Source organism: Bradyrhizobium viridifuturi (assembly GCF_001238275.1).
GTDB classification, from domain to species: Bacteria; Pseudomonadota; Alphaproteobacteria; order Rhizobiales; family Xanthobacteraceae; genus Bradyrhizobium; species Bradyrhizobium viridifuturi.
Genome location: NZ_LGTB01000013.1, coordinates 78,853 through 102,920 on the forward strand (window position 1 = coordinate 78,853; position 24,068 = coordinate 102,920).

The 24,068-nt window shown below is 64.1% G+C and carries 18 protein-coding genes and 2 pseudogenes; 9 read left to right on the top strand and 11 right to left on the bottom strand.

The genetic code is table 11. The annotated features are described in order from the left end of the window. Window positions 1–128 precede the first annotated feature (128 nt). Genes ALC15_RS13890 through ALC15_RS13900 form a run of 3 tightly spaced genes read right to left on the bottom strand, consistent with a single transcriptional unit; the run spans window position 129 to window position 3,249 of the window. Window positions 129–632: a hypothetical protein gene (locus ALC15_RS13890; protein ID WP_050627701.1), complete on the bottom strand. Its 504-nt coding sequence runs from the start codon at window positions 630–632 to the stop codon at window positions 129–131. After that, the gene (locus ALC15_RS13895) at window positions 629–1,726 is read right to left on the bottom strand and encodes a phosphotransferase family protein (protein ID WP_128089514.1); all 1,098 of its coding nucleotides are present in this window, start codon (window positions 1,724–1,726) and stop codon (window positions 629–631) included. Before ALC15_RS13895 ends, ALC15_RS13890 begins: the two co-directional genes overlap by 4 nt. Beyond that, the gene (locus ALC15_RS13900) at window positions 1,696–3,249 is read right to left on the bottom strand and encodes an acyl-CoA synthetase (protein ID WP_050627703.1); all 1,554 of its coding nucleotides are present in this window, start codon (window positions 3,247–3,249) and stop codon (window positions 1,696–1,698) included. The genes ALC15_RS13895 and ALC15_RS13900 overlap by 31 nt, the downstream gene beginning before the upstream one ends. Window positions 3,250–3,450: 201 nt before the next feature. Here ALC15_RS13900 and ALC15_RS13905 point away from each other — a divergent pair, with 201 nt between their 5' ends. The 7 genes from ALC15_RS13905 (at window position 3,451) to ALC15_RS13935 (ending at window position 12,056) form a co-directional block, all read left to right on the top strand. Next, on the top strand, window positions 3,451–4,686 hold the full coding sequence (locus ALC15_RS13905) for an ABC transporter substrate-binding protein (protein ID WP_050627780.1): 1,236 nt from the start codon (window positions 3,451–3,453) through the stop codon (window positions 4,684–4,686). Window positions 4,687–4,734: 48 nt separating this feature from the next. Beyond that, window positions 4,735–5,850 carry an Rv3169 family protein gene (locus ALC15_RS13910; RefSeq protein ID WP_050627704.1) on the top strand — a complete coding sequence of 372 codons (1,116 nt, stop codon included), beginning with the start codon at window positions 4,735–4,737 and terminating at the stop codon, window positions 5,848–5,850. Window positions 5,851–5,855: 5 nt separating this feature from the next. Continuing rightward, window positions 5,856–6,782, top strand: coding sequence for an acyl-CoA thioesterase (locus tag ALC15_RS13915; RefSeq protein WP_050627705.1), 927 nt, complete (start codon window positions 5,856–5,858; stop codon window positions 6,780–6,782). Window positions 6,783–6,990: 208 nt separating this feature from the next. Beyond that, the gene (locus tag ALC15_RS44145) at window positions 6,991–7,227 is read left to right on the top strand and encodes a hypothetical protein (RefSeq protein ID WP_157860908.1); all 237 of its coding nucleotides are present in this window, start codon (window positions 6,991–6,993) and stop codon (window positions 7,225–7,227) included. A gap of 270 nt (window positions 7,228–7,497) precedes the next feature. Then, entirely contained in the window at window positions 7,498–9,831 is a 2,334-nt protein-coding gene (locus ALC15_RS13925; RefSeq protein ID WP_094193872.1) for a TonB-dependent siderophore receptor, read from the top strand. 1 nt (window position 9,832) lies between these two features. Further along, window positions 9,833–10,849 carry an extracellular solute-binding protein gene (locus tag ALC15_RS13930; protein WP_050627707.1) on the top strand — a complete coding sequence of 339 codons (1,017 nt, stop codon included), beginning with the start codon at window positions 9,833–9,835 and terminating at the stop codon, window positions 10,847–10,849. Continuing rightward, window positions 10,842–12,056 carry a PepSY-associated TM helix domain-containing protein gene (locus ALC15_RS13935; protein ID WP_050627708.1) on the top strand — a complete coding sequence of 405 codons (1,215 nt, stop codon included), beginning with the start codon at window positions 10,842–10,844 and terminating at the stop codon, window positions 12,054–12,056. Before ALC15_RS13930 ends, ALC15_RS13935 begins: the two co-directional genes overlap by 8 nt. Before the next feature lie 32 nt (window positions 12,057–12,088). Here the strand turns inward: ALC15_RS13935 and ALC15_RS13940 are convergent, their stop codons facing one another. From ALC15_RS13940 to ALC15_RS13950, 3 genes are all read right to left on the bottom strand, one after another. Next, on the bottom strand, window positions 12,089–13,237 hold the full coding sequence (locus tag ALC15_RS13940; protein ID WP_128089515.1) for a hypothetical protein: 1,149 nt from the start codon (window positions 13,235–13,237) through the stop codon (window positions 12,089–12,091). 298 nt (window positions 13,238–13,535) lie between these two features. Beyond that, a complete protein-coding gene (locus tag ALC15_RS13945; RefSeq protein WP_050627710.1) occupies window positions 13,536–14,063 on the bottom strand; it encodes a DUF4269 domain-containing protein in 528 nt (175 codons plus the stop codon). Between the two features lie 211 nt (window positions 14,064–14,274). After that, window positions 14,275–15,912 (bottom strand): isocitrate lyase, encoded by a 1,638-nt coding sequence (locus ALC15_RS13950; protein WP_028337031.1) that lies wholly within the window; start codon window positions 15,910–15,912, stop codon window positions 14,275–14,277. A gap of 146 nt (window positions 15,913–16,058) precedes the next feature. On the opposite strand from ALC15_RS13950, the gene ALC15_RS13955 reads away from it, so the two are divergent. After that, window positions 16,059–17,498 carry a helix-turn-helix domain-containing protein gene (locus ALC15_RS13955; RefSeq protein WP_050627711.1) on the top strand — a complete coding sequence of 480 codons (1,440 nt, stop codon included), beginning with the start codon at window positions 16,059–16,061 and terminating at the stop codon, window positions 17,496–17,498. A gap of 9 nt (window positions 17,499–17,507) precedes the next feature. On the opposite strand, the pseudogene serA reads toward ALC15_RS13955, so the two are convergent. The 3 genes and pseudogenes from serA to ALC15_RS13970 form a co-directional block, all read right to left on the bottom strand. Beyond that, a pseudogene (gene serA / locus ALC15_RS13960) lies at window positions 17,508–18,760 on the bottom strand (phosphoglycerate dehydrogenase). A gap of 273 nt (window positions 18,761–19,033) precedes the next feature. Continuing rightward, window positions 19,034–19,270, bottom strand: coding sequence for a BA14K family protein (locus ALC15_RS13965; protein ID WP_244486064.1), 237 nt, complete (start codon window positions 19,268–19,270; stop codon window positions 19,034–19,036). A 278-nt stretch (window positions 19,271–19,548) separates the two neighbouring features. Continuing rightward, complete coding sequence (locus ALC15_RS13970) at window positions 19,549–19,845, bottom strand: hypothetical protein (protein WP_244486065.1); 297 nt, start codon at window positions 19,843–19,845, stop codon at window positions 19,549–19,551. Window positions 19,846–20,380: 535 nt separating this feature from the next. On the opposite strand from ALC15_RS13970, the gene ALC15_RS13975 reads away from it, so the two are divergent. Next, the gene (locus ALC15_RS13975) at window positions 20,381–21,379 is read left to right on the top strand and encodes an AraC family transcriptional regulator (protein WP_244486066.1); all 999 of its coding nucleotides are present in this window, start codon (window positions 20,381–20,383) and stop codon (window positions 21,377–21,379) included. A gap of 28 nt (window positions 21,380–21,407) precedes the next feature. Here ALC15_RS13975 and ALC15_RS13980 read toward each other — a convergent pair. After that, a pseudogene (locus ALC15_RS13980) lies at window positions 21,408–22,498 on the bottom strand (ABC transporter ATP-binding protein). Window positions 22,499–22,582: 84 nt separating this feature from the next. Further along, a complete protein-coding gene (locus ALC15_RS13985) occupies window positions 22,583–24,043 on the bottom strand; it encodes an extracellular solute-binding protein (protein WP_050627714.1) in 1,461 nt (486 codons plus the stop codon). Between the last annotated feature and the right edge of the window lie 25 nt (window positions 24,044–24,068).

Genomic DNA, 24,068 nt, shown 5'->3' on the forward strand with positions numbered 1-24,068 from the left:
AATAATCCGAACGACCGTTCGATCAATGAAATAACACGCGTGCGGCGGACCGGCAAGCTTCTTGTGATCTCCGCTGCTGTTCCGGAGCAACGCGCAAAGATGCAATTCCCGGTGGTCGCGGGCGCGCCTCAGCCCTGTGCCGCGCCACCGTCACCGCCCGCGATCTGCTGCAACATCGATTTCGGCGTCGTCGCAAGCTCGATCTTGAGCTGGTCGCAGATCGCACGCCGCAGCAGGCGTTCGATCTCGTTCGCGGCAACGCGGTCCGCCGCACGCGCGCCCTCACCGCTGGCCCAGAGCAGGAGTTGCCCGAGCCGCCGGTCGCCGTCGTCGCGCAACGCCTCGATCGCGGCGGCATCAGAGTTGTCGCCATGAATGCGGGGCGTCGCGGGAATCTCCGGATGCGCCATGCCATTGGCCAATCGCCTGATCGCGGCGAAGGTGTCGTCTTGCAGGCTCACTTGCTCCAGCAGCGGCCCGGCCTTCCAGTCGGCGGCGAGCTTCAGCCCGTTCAGCGCGTAGATCGCGGAGAACACCTGACCGCGGACGAAATCGTCGCCGCTGTTCGGCACGACATGGCTCTGCAAGGCATCGATGATGCCGTCGATCAACCGCTCGAAAGATGCACTCATGCCGCGGCCTCCAATGCGCGCTCGAAGGCCCGCACGATCGAGGGCATCTGGCTTGCCATCACCGCAAGCCGCATGTCATTGAAACGGTCTACCTCGAAGGCGCGCACCGCGCACATCTGGATCGCGGCGGCCTGATAGAGCGCATAGGCCTCGTAGAATGCGAGGCTGCGGTCGGAAACCGCGATGCCCGAGGCGCCCTGATAGAGATCGATCACCTCGGCGCGCTCGAGCACGCCGTAGAGCTTGCGGCTTCGGGCATTGAACGTCGGCATCAGCGCCCAGGCCAGGTCCTCATGGGGATCGCCGAGATGGGTCAGCTCCCAATCGAGGATCGCCGTGATCCGCCCCTCGTGCTCGATGAAGTTTCCGATCCGGTAGTCGCCGTGCACAATGGTACGGCGCGGCGGCTGTGGGCAATTGTCGTGAAGCCAGCGGCCGCCCCAATCGAGTAGCGGATAGTATCGCGCCGTCGGGCGCGCGAGCGAGGCGCGCCAGCCGCCGATCGCGCGCAGCTCGGCGCGCTCTTCGCCCTGCTGCAGCGACGCAAATGGCGTCGTGCCGGCGTCGATCCGGTGCAGCGACGCGAGGATCTCGACGAACAGCCGCGCGATCGCGCGCTTGTGCTGCGGATCGAGTCCGCTCGCCGCCCAGGGCGCCGGAACATCGCCCTCGACGTGCTGGCAGATGAAGAAGGGAAAGCCGATCTCGGCGCCATCCTGTTCGAACGATACCAGCGCCGGAACGGGAACGCCGGTGCCGGCCAGCGCTTGCAGCGCATAGACCTGCGGCAGCACGGTGTATGGCGCGAACAGCCCGTTCGGCGGACCGACGCGGAGGATCAACTTGCGGTCCCCATCGGCCGAGCGCGCCACGAAAGCGTAGGTAATCCAGGAGAAGCCCGACGATTTGCGGCCGAAGCTTATGATCTCCGTCCGGCCCCCGGATATCCGCGACATATGTCGTGCGAGCGCACTGCGCACCGCGTCGTCATTCACGACCGCCGGGCGCGCCGGCGCCTGCGCAGCATCGGCCAGATCGTCCGATCGTTTCGCAGCTTCCTGCATCAATTGACCGACCTCGTATAGCCTTGCCACTTCTCCTCGCGCAGCGCCGACTTCATGATCTTGCCGGAACCGGTCAGCGGCAGCGGCTCAAGCCGGATGTCGACCGAGCGTGGGCATTTGTAGCCCGCGATCAGCGTGCGGCAATGCGCGATCACAGTCTCGGAATCGAGCCGCGCGCCATCCTTCGGGACCACGATCGCGTGCACCGCCTCACCCCATTGCGGATCAGGCACCGCGATAACGGCGCATTCCTTGACCTGCTCATGCTGGAAGATCGCGTTCTCCACCTCACCGGAATAGACGTTCTCGCCGCCGGAGACGATCATGTCCTTCAGGCGATCGACGATATAGACAAAGCCGTCCTCGTCCATCCACGCGCCGTCACCGGTGTGCAGCCAGCCATTGCGCAGCACGCGGGCGCTTTCCTCCGGCTTGCGCCAATAGCCGAGCATCACGCCGGCGCCGCGGATTGCGATCTCGCCGACCGTGCCGCGAGGAAGCTCGTTGCCCGCGGGATCGACGATGCGGATCTCGACACCAGGAGCCGCCCGGCCCGCCGACTTGCGCTTGCCTGCCAGCGGGCCTTCCAGCGCGTGGTATTCCCAGGGCAGGATCGTCGCGAGCGCCGCGCTCTCGGTCATGCCGTAGCCCTGGTGGAAGCGCCAGCTCGGCAATACCCGCATCAGCTTGACCAGCAGCGCGTCCGGCATCGGCGAGGCGCCATACTCGCAATCCCTGACGCTGCTCAGATCATATGTGCCGAACGACGGATGATTGAGCATCATGTTGAGCATGGTCGGCACGAACAGACAGTAGTCCACCCTGTGCTCCGCGATCGTCTGCATCGCGAGTTCAGGGTCGAATTTAGGGATGGTGACATGCGTGCCGCCGACCAAAGTGAGCGCGATCATCGGCGAGGTGCCGGCGAGATGGAACATGCCGGCCGAATGCAGATATCTGGTGTCCTCGCGGAAGCGGAGCGCATAGATCCAGACCAGCGATTCATAGATGATGTTGGCGTGCGACAGCATCACACCCTTGGGGAAGCCCGTGGTGCCGCCGGTGTAGAAGATGCCGGCAAGATCGTTGTAGGCGCCGGAGGCATCCTCGATCGGCGCCTGCGCAACGAGCTCGTCATAGCTCTGCATGCCCACCGGGACCTCGCCCTCGTCCAGATAGATCGTCGCGGTGAGTGACTTCGCCCCCTTCAGCGCCGATGCAATTTCGGCAAAGGCCTTGTCGACCAGCAACAGCCTTGGCGTGGAATCATCGATCGCATAGGCATTCTCGGCAACCGCCCAGCGCGTGTTGAGCGGCACCGCGACCGCACCCGCCCAGGCGATGGCATAAAGCGCCTCGATATAGAGATCGCTGTTGTGCGCCAGGATGGCGACCCGATCCCCGGCCTCGATGCCGAGCCGCCGCAGGCCGCCCGCGGCACATGCGACGCGCCGGCCGATCTCCTTCCAGCTCCGCGATCGTCCGGCATGGATGGTGCCGGGTGCATCCTTGCGCAACTGCACCGCCGAGATGAGCGCCTGCGTCAGCTTCATGTTTCCTCCTCATCGCCAGGCAGCCGCGCACGCGCGGATGTTTCCGTCACGCGCGAGGCCGATATCGCCGCCCGGAGATTTCAGTTGATAATCCGGACAGACGGTCTATTATTGCATAGCCGACGCGACGGGTAAAGCCTTTGAAGGCCCCGCCGCAGGGATCAACGAGCCCCGCAAAGAGGGCCGTCATGGGAGGGGATGATGCGGAAGCCAATCGTCACGTTTGCCGTGTGGGCGTTCGCGCTTGCCGGCGCGCTCGGAGCAGCGAACGCAGAGAAGGCCTATGGTCCCGGGGTGAGCGACACCGAGATCCTGCTCGGCGCCAATGCGCCCTACAGCGGACCGGCATCGATCTATGCGAGCTTCCCGAAAACCATGCTCGCCTATTTCGCGATGCTGAACGAGAAAGGCGGCATCAACGGCCGCCACATCAACTTGCTGACCCGCGACGATGGTTATAGCCCGCCCAAGACTGTCGAAGTGACCCGCGCGCTGGTCGAGAACGACAAGGTGCTCGCGATCATGGCGCCGTTCGGCACGCCGACCAACGCTGCGATCCAGAAATATCTCAACAGCAACGGCGTCCCGCAACTGCTCGTGCAAAGCGGTGGCACCCGCTGGAACGATCCGAAGCAGTTTCCGTGGACGACGCCCTACTCACCGACCTATGTCAACGAATCCCGGATCATCGCGCGCTACGTCCTGCGCGAGAAGCCGGATGCAAAGATTGGCGTGCTGTTGCAGGGCGACGATATCGGCAAGGACTTTGTCCTTGGCCTGAAGGAGGGACTCGGCGCGAAGGCCGACACGATGATCGTCAAGGAGGCGATGTATCAATCGACCGAACCGACGATCGATTCCCAGATCGTGAACCTGAAGGCCTCGGGCGCGGATACCATCCTGATCGCCGCGCAAAACAAATTTGCCTCGATGGCCATCCGCAAGATCCACGAACTCGGATGGAAGCCGCTGATCTTCCTCGGCTCGACCGCGAATTCGATCGCCGGCGTGCTGGTGCCGGCGGGGCTCGAGGCATCGACCGGCATCCTGACCACGACCTCCTACAAGACGCCGAACGATCCGGCCTGGGCCAATGACAAGGGCATGACCGACTATCTCGCCTTCGTCGCGAAGTACATGCCGGGCATGGACCCGAACGACGTGATCGCGGTGACCGGCTACACCACCGCACAGCTCGGCGCGATCATCCTGCAACGCTGCGGCGACAATCTCACGCGGGAGAACGTGCTGAAGCAGGCCACCAACCTCAGCGGCATCGAGCTGCCGATGCTGCTGCCGGGTATCACGATCCAGACCACGCCGCAGGATTACGCGGCGATCACCGAACGCCGCTTCGCCCGTTTCGACGGCAAGACCTGGGTGTTGTTCGGCGACATCGTCGGCGCGGGACCGGCCAAGCAGGCGGCCAAGGACTGACCGCAGCTCGCATCGAACGACCGAGGCTCAAACACAAGGACAAGAACAATGCTGACAGCCCAGGATGATCTGATCGGCCACCAGACACCGCGGCCATTTGCCAAGGCAGGTGGCGGCGATATCAGGTTCACGGAGCGCTACTGGTACACCGCGCATCCGATCGACGGCAGCGAGCTTTTGATCGATATCGGGCTCGGTTACTATCCGAACCGCAACGTGATGGACGGCTTTGCCGGCATCACCATCGGCCGCCGGCAGCACAATTTCCGCGCCTCGCGCCGGCTCGGGAGCCGGCCGTTGGAGACGGAAGTCGGCGGGCTCAGAATCGAGATCGTCGAGGGCAACAGCCTGCACCGGGTCTCGCTCGCCGAGAACCCGTCCGGCATCAGTTTCGCGCTCGAATTCAAGGCGAGCTTTCCGGCCGCGCAGGAGAAGCAGAATTTCCGCGAGCGCAACGGCGTCGTCGAAGAAGACCTCGCCCGCGTCTCGCAGTTCGGCCGCTGGCGTGGCTGGATCGTCGCCGACGGCAAGCGCTACGAGATCGAGCCCGAACTGTGGTGGGGACAGCGCGACCGCTCCTGGGGATTGCGCTCCGAGATGCGCACCGACGAGGCGAGACTGCCGGTTGCGACCCATCGCAATTTCTTCTGGACCTGGTCGATGTTCCAGTTTCCGCAGTCGGCGCTGTCGATCTTCATCAAGGAGCGAACACCCGGCAAGCCGCATTACCTCTCCGGCACCGAGTTCCGCCGCGAAGCCGACGGATCGGTGTCGCATCGCGAGGTCACCGCGGTCGAGCACAGGATCGAGTGGGCCGACGATCCGCTTGGCCAGACCATCGCGACGGCCGATTTTACCTTCGCTTTCGATCGCGGCGAGCCGCGCCAGGTCAGGATGCTGGGATTGCCGATCCGGTTCTATCTCAAGGCCGGCATGTATGGCGGGTTGCAGGGCTGGACCCATGGCGACGACCGCGGCGAGCACGATGCCGCGCACGATGTCTGGAACCTCGACGATGCCGCGACGCGCGCCGTCGCACGCACGCTCTCGGACCATGTCGTGCGGCTCGAGAGCGGCAACGAGACCGGATTCGGCATCAGCGAATATGGCGTCGCTGCCGGCTACCCGCTCTATCCGGGACCGCAGAAATTCCCGGCGATGTGATCGGGATGGACGGGCAAGGCATCCGCGTCGCGGACGGTGACGAAGCCGCCTGCGATCGATGGGACAACCAGGCGGCCGAGTCGCTGGTCTCGCTCGAAACCATAACCCCGCTCCGCTATCGCAGCCGCTTCGGCGACGGCAATCTCAACGGACGGTCCTATGGCGGCCAGATCCTCGGCCAGGCGATGATGGCGGCGACGCTCAGTGCGCCCGACGATCGCCCGGCGGCAATGTTGCAGCTCCTGTTCCTGCGCGGCGCCGATCCTGCCCGGCGCATCACGTTCGACGCGCAAGTTCTCCAGGACGGCAAGCGGTTCTCCTCCCGCCATGTCGTCGGCCACCAGGGCGATGGGCGAACGGTGCTGAGCGCACAGGCCACGTTCTGCGCAGCACAGCCGGGTCCGCGCCACGCCGCGCCGTTCGCAGCTTCGGAAGATCCCGACAGCCTGCCCGGCCTGGCAATGATCCCCGACGCGCTGATGGCGCAGCTGCGGCCGCTCGGCCCCTACTCGCAGTACATCAAGCCGAGCATGGATTTTCGTATCCCCGAGATCGATCGGCAACTCTCGGCCGCGTCAGCGGAACCGCGCCTGCGCTTCTGGATCAGGAGCAGGCAGCCACTCGCCCCTGGTTCCCGCGCCCAGGCGGCGGTGTTCGCCTATCTCTCGGATTGGTGGCTCAACTTCTCCAGCGTCGGCGGCCATCTCCGCGACCTGCAGTCACGCGCACCGCTCTATCTGTCGAGCCTCAACCATTGCATCTGGTTTCACCGCGCATTTTCACCCGACGCGTGGATGCACGTCGAAACCGAGAGCCCCTGCGCCGATGGCGGCCGCGGGCTGTCGATCGCCCGTGTCCATGACCGCAATGGGTCGATGCTCGCGACCTCGATCCAGGAAACCCTGATGGTGCATCCGGAGGGCGATGCTTAGGCCACACCGCGGTTGAGGTACGCCGCGATCGCTGCTCGAGTGCGGTCGATGCGCGGTGCCGGTTCCATCGCCTGTTGAATCCCGGCAACACTGTCAGACAAAAACGCGCAATTGCGTAGATTGCGCGTCTTGAATCACGAAGGTGCCGCATCCCTGTCAAATCCTGTACCCCGGTGGCGCAACAAGAACACTATTGGGGAAAACCTACATGCAGCAGCAGGCACCGTTGGGCGCGCGGAACGCGGAATCGTCTGGCTATGTCCTCTACTTCCAGCTTGCCAGCAACGGCACGAGACGCGCGTGCAGTTTGACGATCCAGGCGGAAAGCGCCAACGAGGCGGCGCGAATCTTTCGCGAGAACTGGGGCGAGATCGAATCGATGGCGCGCGACGGCGTGAGCACGGGAATGGTCGGCAAGGCGCCGGTCAGCCTGACGATGTCGTGAGCCGCATCGCGCGACACGGCGTACATCTACGCGTGAGGCGTGACATGACAAACGACCTCCGGGATCGCGCGACCAATTGACGCGCTGACGCAACGATCAAGTCATGAGGTGCAAGGCTTGCGCGCGTGCGCGAGCCTTGCTGCGTCTTAGAACGATTCAAATCCAATCCGGTTAGAGGGATTCAAGTCTGCTCCGGTTCTTTTCGCGCGCGCCGACTGCTAGAGGCGCGGCGTGAATGCGTTCGTGTGAATCGGAAGTCCAAGCGTGCCTGTGAATGCTGATTGCCGGATTGTCGGCGACCGTCGAATTGCCGCCGACAAGGGCCACACCCACCTGCTGATCGGCGCAGCATTCCTGCTCGCCGATGTCTCCACCGCGGTGACACCGGCAAGTGCCCAGTCGAGCGTCCCGTTGCCGCCGGTCACGGTCGAGCAACCAACGCAGAAGCGTAAGCCGGCAAGCAGTTCGGTGAAGCCGGCGCAGCGAACGCAGGCGGCAGCCGCGGCACGACAGCGCAGCCGGAATGCTCAGTCGACGCCACCGACGGCGTCGGAGCGCGCGGCAGCTGGCGCCGCCGCGCTGAATGAAGCCAAGCTAGGCTATCGCGCGATGCCGAGCTCCACCACGCTGCGCAGCGGCGCCTCGCCGCTCGACACCTCGCAGACCGTCAATGTCGTGCCGGAGCAGGTATTGAAGGACCAGCTGCCGCGCAATCTCGACGACGCGCTGTCCAACGTCAGCGGCGTCACCCAGGGCAACACGCTGGCGGGCACCCAGGATGCCGTGATGCGCCGCGGCTTCGGCGACAACCGTGACGGCTCGATCATGCGCAACGGCATGCCGCTGGTGCAGGGCCGCAGCCTCAACGCCACGGTCGAGAGCGTCGAGGTGCTCAAGGGCCCGGCCTCGCTGCTCTACGGCATCATGGACCCCGGCGGCATCGTCAACACCATCAGTAAGCGCCCCGAGCTCTATCAGCACGGCTCGATGACCCTGCTCGGCTCGACCTACGCCAACAACAAGAGCGGCGCCGACGGCACCATCGATATCACAGGCCCGATCGGCAATGGCGGTCTTGCCTATCGCTTCATCGGCTATGGCGTGAGCGAGGACTACTGGCGCAATTTCGGACGCCATCGCGAGATGCTGATCGCCCCGTCACTGGCCTGGTACGGCGACAACACCACCGTGCAGCTCAACTACGAGCACCGCGAATTCATCACGCCGTTCGACCGCGGCACCGCGTTCGATTCCGTGACAAAGGCGCCGCTTGCGATCCCCGCGACACGCCGGCTCGACGAGCCCTTCAACAACATGTGGGGAACCTCCGACCTGATGCAGGCCTCGGTCGAACACCGCCTGAACCAGGACTGGAAGCTGTTCGCGGCCTACAGCTACAACACCGAGAGCTTCAGCGCCAACCAGCTTCGCATCACCGGCATCAACAGCAAGACCGGCGTCGAGACCCGCAGCAATGACGGCACGCAGGGTTCGCTCAGCAATGCCAGCTACGGCACCTCCTATCTGCAGGGCAATGTCTGGCTCGGCGGATTCCGCCACGAAGTGCTGTTCGGCGGCGACGGCCAGTACCGCACGATCTACCGTGACAACCTGATCCGGCAGGCGACGCCGAGCTTCAACTTCTACAATCCGGTCTATGGGCTGATCACGCCGGGCACCACGGTATCGGCCAGCGACAGCGCCCAGACCGACAAGCTCGGCCAATGGTCGCTGTTCTTCCAGGATACGCTGCATCTGGCCGAGCGCTTCGCGCTGGTCGGCGGCGTGCGCTACATGGATTACGACCAGATCGCCGGCAGGGGCCGGCCGTTCATCACCAACACCAACGTGTCGGCCGATAAGGTGCTTCCGCTCGGCGGCGCCATTGTCAATCTCACCGACCAGGTCTCGCTCTATGCGAGCTACACGCAGTCGCTGAAGCCGACCTCGACCATCGCACCGCTTACCGGAGGCGTCGTGATCGATTCCAACATCGCCCCCGAGGAAGGCACCCAGTGGGAGACCGGCGTCAAGTTCGACTTCAACAAACGCTTGTCCGGCACGCTCGCGCTCTACGACATCGACAAGAAGAACGTGCTGGTTTCGCAGCTCAACTCCGCGACGGGAATCGTCGAGTACCGCACCGCCGGCAAGGCGCGCTCTCGCGGCGTCGAATTCGACGTCACTGGCAGGCTGACTGATAGCTGGAGCATGATCGGAAGCTACGGCTATACCGATGCGCGCGTCACCGAAGATCCAGTGCTCGTCGGCAAGGCGCTGCAGAACGTCGCGCTCAACACCGCCTCGCTCTATCTGGTCTACGATTTCGGCACCACCTTGCCCGGCTGCCTGCGTCTCGGCGGCGGCGCGCGCTATGTCGGCGACCGGCCCGGCGACGCGGCGAACAGCTTCGTGCTGCCGGCCTACACCGTAGCGGATGCATTTGCGACCTACGAGACCAAGGTCCAGACCTTCCCGGTGATCTACCAGTTCAACGTCAAGAACCTGTTCGATACCGTCTACTATCCATCCGCCAACAACATCCTGACGGTGGCGATGGGCGATGCGCGCCGCTTCTCGCTTTCGGCGACGGTGAAATTCTAGCATGGCGACGGTGCGGACAGCGATCGGACTGCTGGCCGCGACCGCGTTGGCCTGCGCCGCGGTCCGGGCCGACGAGCTCACGCTCTACTCGACCCGCGAATCCAACCTGGTCGCGCCTGTCATCGCAGCGTTCACGGCCGCGAGCGGCACCGGCGTCAAGACCGTCTTCGTCGAAGACAGCCTGGTCAAGCGCCTGACGTCGGAGGGCGACAATTCGCCCGCGGATGTCCTGCTGACCATCGGGCTCGACAAGACCACGCAGCTCGTCACGCGCGGGTTGACGCAGCGGCTCGCGTCTGCCGTGCTCGACCAAACGATACCGGCAAGCCTGCGCGGTGGCGGCGGCCAGTGGATCGCGCTCGCGGTCCGACCGCGTGTGGTGTTCGCACGCAAGGACAGCCCCCTCGCGGCGATCACCTATGAAGAGCTCGCCGATCCGAAATGGCGCGGCAAGTTGTGTATGCGGCCGGCCACGCACCAGAACAATGTCGCGCTGATCGCGACCTATCTCGCACATCACGGGGCTGACGCGACGGCGAGCTGGCTCACCGGGCTGAAGGACAATCTTGCCCACAAGCCGGCCGGCAAGGACAATGATGTGGTCCGCGAGATCGCGGAGGGACGCTGCGACATCGGCATCGGCAACACGGTCGCGCTCGCGCAGCTCCGCGACGGCCGCGAGGGCAATGACTGGCGCGCCTGGGCGGACGTCGTGAAGGCGGTGCCCGCCGCGTTCTCGGGCGGCGGCAGTCACGTCAATCTGACTGGAGCTGCGATTGCGCGGCACGCCCCGCATCCGGCCGCCGCGCGCGCGTTCCTCGAATTCCTCGTCACGCCCGAGGCTCAGACGATCTTTGCCGCATCCGAGCTGGAATATCCCGTGCTGGCGACCGCACCGCGGCCTTCGATTGTCGATGCGATCGGATCGTTCACCATCGATGCGCTGCCTGTCGACGAGATCGCCGCGCATCAAGCGGCGGCAATCGCCCTGATCCGAAAGGCCGGCTTCGATGAGTGACGTCCGGCGCCCGATCAAGGCCGCGCTGTTGCAGATCCATTCCATTGCGGGTCTTGCGCTGGCACTGCTGTGGGCCGTGGTCGGCCTCACCGGCGCGACGATGGCCTTCGAGGACGAGATCGAGGCCAGCCTGAACAGCAAGATGATGCGTGTCGACGCCAGCGCGACCGGGCGGCTCACGCCGGACGAACTGGTCGTGCGGCTTCAGGCGGCGGGCGATTTCGGCAAGGTCTCGGCCGTAGCGATGGCCAGCGATCCCTCGACTGCGGCGCGCATCCGCTTCGCCCGCAGCGAAGGCGGCACGCGGCCGTCCTCGGTCTATGTCGATCCCTATGACGGACACGTGCTCGGCTCGCCGCGCGGCGAGGACTTCTTCGCCACCGTGCGCAAGCTGCATCGCTGGCTGCTGTTGCCGGGCGACGGCAACGGCATCGGCCGCAAGATCACGGGGTCAGCCGCGGTCTGCCTGATCGTGATGCTGATCACCGGCCTCGTGCTGCGCTGGCCGCACCGCGCGCGCAGCGTGAAGATGTGGCTGAAGCCAAACCTGGGGCTGCGCGGGCGCGGCCTACACCGCTCGCTGCACGCCGTGATCGGCACCTGGGTGCTGCCGGTTTATCTGGTGATGACGATGACTGGCCTGTGGTATTCCTTCGAATGGTACAAGGCTGGAGCGAACTGGCTGTTGGCGCGCCCGCAGACCACCGTCGCGGCAATGCAACCCAAGGCACCGCGCAGCGGCGCAGCCGCCGAGGGCAAAGGGCAAGACAAGACCGAAGCAAGGGGCGAGGCAAAGCCGCTCGCCTTCGACCGTGTCTGGACTGCATATCTGCAACAGGAAAATGGCAGTTACGGAAGGGCGCTGCTGACCCTGCCGGCGAGCGCGGGCACGGCGGTGCGCGTGCGGTCATGGCCGCAGGATTCGACGCTCGAGAGCGTGCGCGACGAATTCCGCATCGATGCCGTCACCGGACGGGTCATCTCGTCGGACCGCTACGTGGACAAGACGCTCGGCGAGCGCGTCCTTGCCGGCGTGCTCGACATTCACCGCGGCGCAATCCTAGGATGGCCCGGCAAGCTCGCCTTCATGCTCGCCGCCGCCCTGATGCCGCTGTTCACGGTGACCGGCCTGCTGCTCTATCTGTCCCGCCGCAGGCACCGACGCCTCGCGCGGCCGCCGGTCGCGAGCCTGGTTCCAGGCGAATAGCTTGATCCGCCTGGAACAAGCGCTGTCGGCGATCAGGGCTGCAGCTTCGCCGCCACCAGCTTGGCCAGCGCGTTGACACGCCGAGTGGCGTCGTCATAGAGCTGACGATCGCGGTCACCGCCGCTGACCCGCACCTCGACGACGAGCCGTCCTTTCCGGATCACAACCGAGTTCATCTTGCCGATGCTGGCTTCATCGCCGAGTCCGGGGACATCGGTATCGGCATCGCTGGTCTTGCGCGCGATCTGATAGAATTTCTTCGACAGCTCGTCGTTCGCTGCCATGTTGTCGATGATCAGGCTGGCGTCGTAGACCGCAAAGCGCTTCTCGCCATTGACGATATCCGTACGGCTCGTCGAGTAGACGCAGCGGATCGGCTTCGGCAGGGCTTCGACCTTGTCGATGCGGGATTCCAGCTTGAGCTGCGCCATCGTCTTGCGCGGCGGATCGATCTTCATGTCGCTGAAATTCGCGCTGATATCCTCAGGCGACAACAGCGCGCAGGCATCGGGCCACTGGTCTGCGGGTGCTGCCGACGAGGTCCGGGTGTCCTCGGGGATATCGACGCTGCCGTTCGCGGCAATCGGCGTATCGGCCTCGACCACGCCTGTGCCCGGCTTCCAACGCTTGGCGGCCTGCGTCGCGAGCGCGACGACATTCGGCTGGGTCTGCGGCGAGTAGATGTCGAGGTTGACGACATAGATCAAATCCGCCTTGCGCACCCGAACCGTGACGGTTGACGGCGACGTCTCCACGAAAGCCTCGTCACCGATCCCGGACAGCGGCTCCAGCTTCAGGTTCAGCTTCGGATCCTGCTGCAGCTTCTCGCGCATCGAGCGCATGTTCGCGAACGTCGCCGTCGAGCCCCGCAGGCCGTCGATCGGCTCGCCCGATTGCACGATGGTGATGGTGGCGAATTTGGTCAGCTCGGACTTCGATGTCGGGCTTGGCACCTTGACCGTGTACATGCAGCTCTGATTGTACTGCGGACCCTTGTAGACCGGGCTCAGGGTCCCGCCCTTGCTCGCAACCGGGCGGCCGGGGAACAAGGCTTCAAGGTCGCCTTGCGTGAGCAGCTTGCAGGCGTCCGGCATATTGGCGCCGGCCTGCGCCGACGGCGCATCGGGCCTCGGAGTAACCGTGGTCTGCGCCAGCAGTGGCGACGCACCGAGACAAATCATGACGGGAACAGACCAGGTTGCACATTGCTTGAAAAACATGGAGAGACGACTCCTCGATTTTCTTGCGACGCGCACGATATCGAGAATGGGGAATTCCCGATCGACAAGTTTGCGCGCGTCAATTTCTTCGTTGGCTCGCCGCCATTTGGACGAGACGCGGACTATTCAGCGACGCCAAGGAAAAAATGAGGCGAAGTGCGTCTTGCTTGAGTCACAATCGCTCATTTCGTGTGACGCATTTTCGTCACATCGCATGGAACTCGCGGCGCGAGTCCACATTCGGAACTAGTGTCGGCCATCAGCCGAGATCGCACGTCGCGATCCGCTCGCGCAACGCGGCGTCGGTCTCGGCCGCAAGCGCGAGCAATCCGCGGTAGGGATCGCCCGCTATGCCGAGCACGGCGGCAAACGCAGGCTCGGTCTTGAGGCCGCCTGCCCTCAACTTGCTGACGGCTCGTCGCAGCCTCCCGTCGTCAAGCGCGAGCAGCCGCCGTTCGACCTCGAAATGGATCCAACCCTGCTGCCGGTCCACCGGACGCTGGTCACCGAACAATTCGAACAGCCAACCGTCCCACACGAAGCGAGCAATCACCGGCCGCGTGTCCGAGGTCCATCGGTAGATGGCGAAATCAGCGGCCGATCGATAGTGGGTCCAGATGATCTCGGCAAAAGCGTCCGGATCGAACGCATGACAGACGATATCGATATCGCTGCCGGCCACGGCAAGGTCCAGCGGCAGCGTTCCGACGACGCGTGGATCGAACGGCTTGAGCCGCTCCATCACGGCAGAGCTGGTGACGGCGGATGCGTAGTGCCCGACATTCATCGCGTGGCGTACCCTCGAATTCGCAGGGTATCACGCGCGCATCGGATGCGTGAACCTCCACACACGCGCGGCGCCTTGAAAAGGGTTTGCAAATGGAACGAGGCGATCCCAACCACTTCAGCATGGTCGAAACCGCCCCGGGCAAAAAGAGAACAGGCGGGACTGCCTCGCAATCCCGCCTGTCCGCCGATACCTTGATCCGTTCGAGCGATTAGCCGAACTGGTTCATCGTGTTGTGGGCGCCACCCGCCTTCAGCGCGGCCTCACCGGCGAAGTACTCCTTGTGATCGTCGCCGATGTCGGAGCCCGCCATGTTCTGATGCTTGGCGCAGGCGATGCCCTGACGGATCTCCGCGCGCTGCACGTTCTTGACGTAGCCCAGCATGCCCTGCTCGCCGAAATACTCCTTCGCGAGATTGTCGGTCGACAGCGCCGCCGTGTGATAGGTCGGCAGCGTGATCAGGTGGTGGAAGATGCCGGCGCGCTTGGCCGAATCCGCCTGGAAGGTACGGATGCGCTCGTCGGCCTCGATCGCCAGCGGCGTCTCGTCGTATTCCGGCTTCATCAGCTCGGCACGGTTGTACTTGCTGACGTCCTTGCCGGCTTCCTTCATCGCGTCGTAGACCTGCCAACGGAAGTTGATGGTCCAGTTGAACGACGGCGAGTTGTTGTACGCCAGCTTCGCGTTCGGAATGACCTTGCGGATGCGGTCGACCATCGAAGCGATCTGTTCGATATGCGGCTTCTCGGTCTCGATCCACAGGAGATCAGCGCCGTTCTGCAGCGACGTGATGCAGTCGAGCACGCAGCGATCCGCACCGGTGCCGGGACGGAACTGGTAGAGGTTGCTGGGCAGACGCTTCGGACGCATCATCTTGCCGTTCTGGTTGATGATGACGTCGCCGTTGCGCGCATTGGCAGCCGTCACTTCCTCGCAATCGAGGAAGCTGTTGTACTGGTCGCCGAGGTCGCCGGGCTTGTGGCTCACGGCGATCTGCTGGGTCAGGCCGGCGCCGAGCGAGTCGGTGCGGGTCACGATGACGCCGTCTTCGACGCCCAGCTCGAGGAACGCATGGCGGCAGGCGCGGATCTTCGCGATGAACACCTCGTGGGGCACGGTGACCTTGCCGTCCTGGTGGCCGCACTGCTTCTCGTCGGAGACCTGGTTCTCGATCTGCAGGGCGCAGGCGCCCGCCTCGATCATCTTCTTGGCGAGCAGGTAGGTCGCCTCGGCATTGCCGAAGCCGGCGTCGATGTCGGCGATGACGGGCACGACGTGGGTCTGGAAGTTGTCGATCTTCTCGATCAGCGCCTTTTCCTTCGCCTTGTCGCCTTCCTTGCGCGCGGCATCGAGCGCGCGGAAAATGTCGTTGAGCTCACGGGAATCCGCCTGACGCAGGAAGGTGTAGAGCTCCTCGATCAGCGCCGGCACCGAGGTCTTCTCGTGCATCGACTGGTCGGGCAGCGGGCCGAACTCGGAACGCAGCGCCGCAATCATCCAGCCGGAGAGATAGAGGTAGCGGCGGTCGGTATTGCCGAAGTGCTTCTTGACCGAGATCAGCTTCTGCTGGGCGATGAAGCCGTGCCAGCAGCCGAGCGACTGGGTGTACTTGGTGCTGTCGGCGTCATAAGCGGCCATGTCGGCGCGCATCAGCGCAGCCGTGTAGCGGGCAACATCCAGACCGGTCTTGAAACGGTTCTGCAGGCGCATGCGCGCCACGGCCTCGGCGGTGACGCCGTTCCAGGTGTCCTTGGTCTTGAGCAGCGCTTCGGCCGCCTCGATCTCGCTCTGATAGGAAGCCGGTCCCTGGATGGCCCGGTCGCTGATCCCGCGCGGTTGGAAGTTCATGTCCGTGATCCCTTCGGTGACGAAATAACTGGTTCTTTTGTAAGCCCAGTCTCACCGGGAGCTAGACCTGGCGCGGAAAACTTGTCATAACTTACAAGAAACCAATGTATTGTTGTAAGAAAATTACAACCCACCTGGATTAGGCTATGGCAACCTCAAGCGCCCGTTCCGTTTTCATGGGCCCCCGGCTGCGCCGGCTGCGGCGCGATCTCGGGCTGACCCAGGCCGACATGGCGGCCGACCTGGAAATCTCCGCCCCCTATGTGGCGCTGCTGGAACGCAATCAGCGGCCGGTGACGGCCGACATGCTGCTTCGCCTCGCCCGCACCTACAAGATCGATCTGGCCGATCTCGCCGGCGACGGCGGTGCCGATCACACCGCACGCATGCAGTCGATCCTGAAGGAACCGATGTTCGCCGACATCGACATCCCCGCGCTGGAGGTCAGCGACCTCGCGGTCAGCTACCCCGGCATGACCGAGGCGTTCCTGCGGCTCTACACCGCCTATCGCGAGGAACAGCTGGCGCTGGCCGAGCGGAGCGCCCCGGACCTGGCAGGGGGCGCATCCTTTCCCGGGCAGGAGAATTTCGACGCCAACGATCCGGTCGCCGAGGTCAGGCGGTTCCTCGCCGCGCGACGCAACAACTTCGCCAATCTCGACGACGCGGCCGAGCGCCTCGTCCACGAGCCCGCCGGGCCGGCCGGATTTATCGAGCGGCTGCGCGAGCGTCACAAACTCCAGGTCCGCTATCTGCCGCCCAACGTCATGCTCGGCTCGATCCGGCGGCTGGACATGCATCGCAGGCAATTGCTGCTCGAGGACTCGCTCGATACCGCGGGCCTCAATTTTCAACTGGCCAAGCAGCTCGCCTATCTCGAACTGGAAGACGAGATCGGCGCGGCGGTCGAGGACGGCAAGTTCACCAGCAAGAGCGCCGAGTTGCTGGCCCGCCGCGCGCTTGGCGCCTACGCGGCGGCCGCGCTCATCATGCCGTACTCGGTGTTCGCGAAGGCGGTCGAGACGCGTCGCTACGACCTCGAGGCACTGGCGCGTCAATTCGGCACCAGCTTCGAGCAGACGGCGCACCGCGTCACGACCTTGCAGCGGCCGGGTCTCGAGAAAGTCCCGTTCTTCCTGATCCGCGTCGATCCGGCCGGCAACATTTCCAAGCTGCTGGACGGCGCCGGATTTCCGTTTGCGAAGCACGGCGGCGCGTGTCCGCTCTGGTCGGTCCACGGCATCTTCAAGACTCCACGTCAGATCGTGACGCAATGGCTGGAGTTGCCCGACGGACAGCGGTTCTTTTCGATCGCCCGCACCGTGACCGCCGGCGGCGGCGCATTCGGTGCTATCCGCGTCGAGCGGGCGATCGCGATCGGCTGTGCCGCCGAGCATGCGGGCCAGCTGATCTACACACGCGACGGACAGGGGCCGAACGCGGACGAGCCGACGCCGATCGGCGTCGCATGCCGCGTCTGCCATCGTCCGCGATGCGCCGCCCGATCGGCGCCACCGATCGGACGCGAGATTCTTCCCGATGATTTCAGAACCTCGAGCGTCCCGTTCGGCTTCTCCGCGGACTGACGCGATCGATCACGCCTGCGGCCGGTTCTGGTCGTACAGCACCGCGCGCGGATGGTGCCATCGATGGCTCTCAGATCGGCGAGCAGTGCCTCACCCTCGCCGCCGACCACGTCGGTCTCGAGCACGACATAGCCGACTTCCGGATCGGTCTGCAGATACTGCGCCAGGATGTTAATGCCGTGCCGGGAGAGCGCGTCGTTGACCTGGCGCATGACGCCGGGAACGTTGCGATGAACATGGATGAAGCGGGTGCCGGTCGGTCGCGCCGGCAATTGCACCTGCGGAAAATTGACCGCGCCGAAGGTCGACCCGACATCGGAATAGTCGATCAGCTTGCGTGCGACCTCGCCGCCGATGCGATCCTGAGCTTCTTCGGTCGAACCGCCGACATGCGGCGTCAGGATGACATTGGGTAGGCCCTGCAGCGGCGAGACTAAGCGCGCCTCGTTCGACACCGGCTCGACCGGAAACACGTCGACTGCGGCGCCCGCGAGCCGCCCCTCGCGCAGGGCGCTCGCCAGCGCATCGAGATCGACCACGGTGCCGCGCGAATTGTTGATCAGATGGGCCTCAGGCTTCATCAGCTGGATCTGGGCTGCGCCGATCATATTGGCGGTGGCCGGCGTCTCCGGCACGTGCAACGAGACGACGTCACTGGCCGCGAGCAGCTCGTCGAGCGTGTCGACCGGCTCGGTGTTGCCGTGGCGCAGCTTGTCGGTGTGATCAAAATAGATCACGCGCATGCCCATCGCTTCCGCGAGGTTCGACAGCTGCGAGCCGATATTGCCGTAGCCGACGATGCCGAGCGTCTTGCCGCGCACCTCGCGGCTGCCTTCGGCGGACTTGTCCCAGCCGCCGGCATGCGCGGAGACCGACCGTGGAAAGATCCGGCGGAACAGCATCACGATCTCGGCGATGGTCAGCTCGGCCACACTGCGGGTGTTGGAATATGGGGCGTTGAAGACGGGGATTCCGAGTTTTCGCGCGGCGTCGAGATCCACCTGGTTGGTGCCGACCGAAAAGCAGCCGACGACCAGCAGCCGGTCGGCGACCTCGAGGATTTCCGCGGTCAACTGGGTCCGCGACCGAATTCCCAGCATGTGGATGCCCGACAGCGCCTGCCTGAGTTCTTTCGGTCCCAGCGCCTTGGGCAGACGTTGCAGCTCGGTATAGCCGTTCGCTTCGAACATCCGGACCGCGGAATCGTTCACGCCCTCCAGCAGCAGCACGCGTATTTTTGTCTTGGGAAGCGACAACATCATCAAGATCCAGGCTCGTAGGTTCGGCAGGTCAAGCGCGAACGCAGTTTCGACGGATCAGGTGATAACATAGAAAGCAATCGCGTCAGAAGCGGCCGTCAGCGGCCTGCCCCGCGATTTCTGGTCAAGCCCCCTCGATCCGTACATCCAGACGCGGGGCGGGAACCGATTCAGCCAAATATCTCGCTCGATTCGCGGGCAACGGCTCCGTTCTGCCCCGGCGCGGTCGAACGCCTGCTCCGGCTTACCGGAGCAGGCGCAGCTGCGTCTCACCGCTTACTGGCAAGGATAGCGCCGACCGTCCTTGGCCTGGAACATATTCGACGCCGGATCGTACGAGCGATAGCGCTGGGCGCAGGACGTCGCGTGCTGCTGGGCGGCCGCAGCTTCCTGCTGCGCGGCGGCGTTGGCCGCACCGGCCGCGATGACGCCGCCGATGAGGCCGCCGACCAGTCCGCCGACGGCCGCGCCGCCATCGCAGTTCCCGTAGCGGCACCAGACCTTCTCGGTCACGGCCGGCGCTGCGGCCGCAACACCGGTAGCATGCTGCAGCGGAGCAGAGATTGCGGAGGCGGAAAACATCATAACGCCGGTGGTGGCCGTCAAAACGACTTTCAGAAAGCGAGCCCTACGCATCATATCTCCTGCTTCATTGCTGTGGGCGCAGGCCGGTACCTGCGTCCCGATTCCCTCGACATAAATGGGCTCGTCTGGTCCCGGACCGGACGACACCCGGACACGCGCGGCCGGTTACAATTCGCGCGTCAGCCTGCTTCACGGATGGGCGGAGTTCATTGGCCGGCTGCGTTCACGACGCGGCAGAGATTATCGCCGACACCCGGAGCCAACTGTCCCGGCGGCAAGATGAAGGTCGCATCGACGCGGCTGCCCTTGACGTCCTTGCGGACGACGACCTGCAACGTTTGTGGCCGGCCGGATCCGGTGGTCTCCTGCTGAACGGTCAGCGTGCCGAGCTTCTTGTCCACGTTCACACCGACAAAACCCTCGGCCAGGACTGCGCGGGACACCTTGTCGAGGGCAGCAGCGGGATTGACCGACGGGAAGATCATCCAGGTCTTGTGCGTCATGCCCGTGACCATCGGAACGCCGGTGCTCTGGACGTGATCTGCGCAGCTATCGGCCAGCGCAGGTATGGACGAAAGAACCGTGAGCGCGAGTACGCAAGTTATCCTTGTAAGCATGCTTTCATAACCCGTTTGAGTAGGCCCGCAGCATTTAGGCCAAATGGGCTATGAGTCCATGGACGCCATCGCATTCTGGATGGATGCGTTCGGATTTTGGCTAGCATGAACGGTTGCGTGCGCCGCCACGCTCGCTGGTATTCTGAAACGCCAGCACTGCAGCAGGCGTGACCGCAACGAGCACGCTCCGGAGGCGAGCGAATTGGATCAAATCTTACATTTCGCCGCTCGATTTCGCGATCCGGATATCCTGTTCGGCAATTGGATATCGAGCGGGACGAAAATGAGAACGCGACCTGAATTCCCCAAGGCTGTGTTAGTGTGACCGTGCGGTTTGTGCGTGTGGCAGACGTCTCAGGGGATGGATACCCCCGGTCTGATGGATCGGGTCACTTCGCACACAGCAATTGGTTAGGATTTGATGATCGAAGACGTACTCGCTGCACCTCCCACACGATCGGGCTCTTCGTTTGAAGAACTCCTTGAAATGCTCAGACCGCACGGGATCAGTACCAACTCCCCGCTGCAGCCCGACCAATCGTTTCGTTGGCATGCGGATATTGCAATTGGCGCGGAGATTGATGTTGTACGGGCGGATCTCTCTGCAGGGTGGGATTGGCGTTACTCGTACGAGGACTCTGCCGGAGAACTCGCAATAAGCCTGCTGAATGCCGGCAAGGCCGAGACGCGCATTGCGGGAAAGAACGTCGAGCGAACCCCGTCCGAGATCGCTATCGTCCCCCTCCCGACGATGCAGGCACAGCGTGTCGAAGCGGTCGATGGACGATACTCGAGCGTCACCCTTACCCTGCATACGGGCGTCGTTTCGAAGGTGCTGTCCGCGACATTCGGGAGCGCGGCGCTCGAAGATCTCAATTTGACACCCATCGTCGACTTGTCGACCGGCGCCGGGCAGACGCTCCTTCAGCTCGTGCGTACGAGCGCGAGCGGCCTGTACGACGGCACCCTGGCGCGCTCTCCAAAAGCCAGCGCGCTGCTGTCTGAGGCCACGATACAGCTCATCCTCGAGAACGTTCCGCATCGGCTGAGCGACCGGTTGAACCGCCACCCGCTGGATGCGCCGCCGCGTTACATCAGGCGGGCTGTCGATTATATGCGCGCAAACCCTCATCTGCCGCTGACGATATCGGACATTGCCGCGACAGTCGGTGTCAGCAGCCGGCTGCTGCAATTGGGCTTCCGCAAAATTCACGGCACGACGCCGGTCGCCTATTTGCGACAAGTTCGGCTCGAGGCGATCCACGATGAGCTATCGCGACCCGAGAACCTGCTTCCGGTCAGCGAAGTTGCGCTGAAGTGGGGCTTTACGCATATGGGCCGGTTTGCGGCGGTGTACCGCTCTGCGTTCGGCCTTTATCCATCCGATACAGTGCGGCGAGCACGCGGCTTCTGCGGCTGAGCGCGCGGTTGTCGAGCACTCCGGCAGATCAGCAAATCGCCATCCCTGACGCCTTGTCGAATAGATGCGTGCGCTCGAGGTCGAGCGCGACGTCAATGAATTGATCCGGCTCGGCGGCGACGCGACCGGCATTTGCGCGGTGAACGCGAATGCGCCGACGGTCCCGATCACGAGCGTATGCGGCCCGAGCGGCTCCACGTCCTTCACAAATATGCGGATGGAAGAGCCCGCCGGCGCGCCTTCGCGCAGCACATGATCGGGTCGCACACCGAGCACCACGGGCTTGCCGACGCTGCCCGCATAAGCAGCCTCACGCGACTTCGGCACCTTCAATGCCGTGCCGGACGGCTCGGTGAAGGTGAGCGCGCCGTCGCGAGCCGTGAGCACGCCATGGATGAAGTTCATGCTGGGTGCGCCCATGAAGCCCGCGACAAAGAGGTTGCTGGGCTTCTCGTAGATCGTGATCGGATCGGCTGCCTGTTCGATCCGGCCCTTGTTCATCACCACGACGCGGTCGGCCATCGTCATGGCTTCGACCTGGTCGTGCGTGACATAGACGATCGTCTTGGCGAGGCGGCGGTGCAGCGCCTTGATCTCGGTCCGCATCTCGATGCGGAGCTTGGCGTCGAGGTTGGACAACGGCTCGTCGAACAGGAATACGTCCGGGCTGCGCACGATGGCGCGGCCGATCGCGACGCGCTGGCGCTGCCCGCCGGAAAGCTGCTTCGGCCGACGCTGCAAATATTGCTCGAGGTCGAGGACCCGCGCCACGTCACCCACGGCCTTGTCGATGCTGGCGCGCTGCTCGCCGCGCACCTTCATGCCGTAACCGATGTTCTCGGCGACCGTCATGTGCGGATAGAGCGCGTAGTTCTGGAACACCATCGCGCAGTTGCGCAAGCCGGGGCGCAGCTGCGTCACGTCGCGGTTGCCGATGCGGATGGTTCCGCTGGTGACCGCCTCCAGTCCCGCGATCATGCGCAGCGTCGTCGTCTTGCCGCAGCCGGACGGGCCGACCAGCACGACAAACTCCTCGTCGGCCACCTTGAGGTCGAGCCCTTCGATGATCTTGTAGGGCCCGTATGCCTTGCTGACGTTCTCGATCTCGACGTGCGCCATGGAATCCTTTTCCGTCCCTTCGTCGACGGTTCGTCAAAATCCCGGATGACGCTCGCGCATCATCCGGGATGCCTCGGTTGAAAGCTAGTTCTTCGGCGGCAGGCCCATCGCCGCGCGATAGGCCGCGAGCTGCTTGGCCCGGCCGAACTCGTCGGTCAGCCTGTTCCACTCCTTCGCCATCGCGTCGAGCGCTGCCTGCGGCGTGGTCTGGCCGGCCAACGCCTTGCCGAGCTCGATCTCCACGACCTCGGTATAGGAGAAATAGCCGGGCAGACGCATGTCGAGCGCGACGTTCTTGGCATTGATGGAGTCCGATTGCGCGCCGAGATATTCCTTGGCCTCTTCCGGCGAGAAGATCTTGCTCCACAGTTGCAGATTGGCGGTGTGCGATTTGCGATAAGGATTGACGCCGCTGCCGCCGGTGATCGCCGCCTGGCCCGACACCTCGGGACTGGTTAGCGTCTTGACGAAGTCCCACGCCGCCTTCTGGTTCTTGCCGGCCTTCGGCACCGCGATCTGCCAGCCGCCGAATGCCATGAACGGGCCCGGCAGCACGCTCGGGAACTTATCCCACTTCTTGGTCTTGGCGTTCCAGATCTCATCTGAACCCGGCAGCATCGCCGAGCCGACCTTGCCCGAGATCTTCGACTGCTTCGGGTCGGCGGCGATGACGCCGGTATCGCCCCAGCCGATCGATTCCGCGACCTGACCGCCGGCGACCGCCGCGTTAACCTCGCCGAACGAGAAGTTCAGCGCGTTGGGCGGCCCGAGCTTCGATGCCTTGATGTATTCCTCGAGCCCCTTCACCCAGCCCGGATTGTTGATCTGGGCGTCCATCGTCTCGGGGTCGAAGAACATCGCGCCGGGATAGTTCGGATTGTTGGTGTAGGCTGCCGCGTGGCTGAAGAAGAACCAGAACTGCTGACCGCCGCGACGGAAGGCTTCCGCCGTTCCCCACAGCCCCTTGTCCGGCCGCTGGAAGAACTCCGCGATGTCGAGATACTGCTTCCAGGTCTTCGGCGGCGCGAGATCGTAGCCGTACTTGGCCTTGAAGGCGTCCTTCTCCTTGGGATCGCTGAACAGGTCGGTGCGATACGTATAGGTATGGACGTCGCCGTCCATCGATTGCGAGTAAATCTTGCCTTCCCACACCATCAGCCGTTCGCGATAGGCCGGCTCGATATCGTCCCAGTCCTTGCCGGACTGCATCTCCTTCGGCATCTCGCTGAGATAGGGCACGAAGTCCGGCAGCCAGGCCGGCGCGAAGCTGACGAGGTCGAACGTCGCGTCCGACGCGGTCAGCGATGTCGCGATCTTCGGATAGAGCTCGGACCATGGAAACTCGACGACGTTGACCTTGCCGCAGGTCTTCTTGGCCCATTCATCGGCGCCGAGCTTGAGCGCGGAGGCGATATACGGTCCGGTCTGCGACGCCACCGTCAAGGTGACGCCGGTGTAATCCGGGCTGCAGGCAGCATTCGCCTGGCCCGCGGCGCAGGCCATCGCGAGCGAGGTGGTCAGCATCAGGAACGTCCGTCGTAACATCGTCTAGTCCTCCCTACAAAGTTTT

What these genes read in the sequence shown, in the direction of transcription:
- ALC15_RS13890 (WP_050627701.1), bottom strand. Translation starts at nt 632, where the DNA reads ATGAGTGCATCTTTCGAGCGGTTGATCGACGGCATCATCGATGCCTTG.
- ALC15_RS13900 (WP_050627703.1), bottom strand. Translation starts at nt 3,249, where the DNA reads ATGAAGCTGACGCAGGCGCTCATCTCGGCGGTGCAGTTGCGCAAGGAT.
- ALC15_RS13905 (WP_050627780.1), top strand. Translation starts at nt 3,451, where the DNA reads ATGCGGAAGCCAATCGTCACGTTTGCCGTGTGGGCGTTCGCGCTTGCC.
- ALC15_RS13910 (WP_050627704.1), top strand. Translation starts at nt 4,735, where the DNA reads ATGCTGACAGCCCAGGATGATCTGATCGGCCACCAGACACCGCGGCCA.
- ALC15_RS13915 (WP_050627705.1), top strand. Translation starts at nt 5,856, where the DNA reads ATGGACGGGCAAGGCATCCGCGTCGCGGACGGTGACGAAGCCGCCTGC.
- ALC15_RS44145 (WP_157860908.1), top strand. Translation starts at nt 6,991, where the DNA reads ATGCAGCAGCAGGCACCGTTGGGCGCGCGGAACGCGGAATCGTCTGGC.
- ALC15_RS13930 (WP_050627707.1), top strand. Translation starts at nt 9,833, where the DNA reads ATGGCGACGGTGCGGACAGCGATCGGACTGCTGGCCGCGACCGCGTTG.
- ALC15_RS13935 (WP_050627708.1), top strand. Translation starts at nt 10,842, where the DNA reads ATGAGTGACGTCCGGCGCCCGATCAAGGCCGCGCTGTTGCAGATCCAT.
- ALC15_RS13940 (WP_128089515.1), bottom strand. Translation starts at nt 13,237, where the DNA reads ATGATTTGTCTCGGTGCGTCGCCACTGCTGGCGCAGACCACGGTTACT.
- ALC15_RS13945 (WP_050627710.1), bottom strand. Translation starts at nt 14,063, where the DNA reads ATGAATGTCGGGCACTACGCATCCGCCGTCACCAGCTCTGCCGTGATG.
- ALC15_RS13950 (WP_028337031.1), bottom strand. Translation starts at nt 15,912, where the DNA reads ATGAACTTCCAACCGCGCGGGATCAGCGACCGGGCCATCCAGGGACCG.
- ALC15_RS13955 (WP_050627711.1), top strand. Translation starts at nt 16,059, where the DNA reads ATGGCAACCTCAAGCGCCCGTTCCGTTTTCATGGGCCCCCGGCTGCGC.
- ALC15_RS13970 (WP_244486065.1), bottom strand. Translation starts at nt 19,845, where the DNA reads ATGACGCACAAGACCTGGATGATCTTCCCGTCGGTCAATCCCGCTGCT.
- ALC15_RS13975 (WP_244486066.1), top strand. Translation starts at nt 20,381, where the DNA reads ATGATCGAAGACGTACTCGCTGCACCTCCCACACGATCGGGCTCTTCG.
- ALC15_RS13985 (WP_050627714.1), bottom strand. Translation starts at nt 24,043, where the DNA reads ATGTTACGACGGACGTTCCTGATGCTGACCACCTCGCTCGCGATGGCC.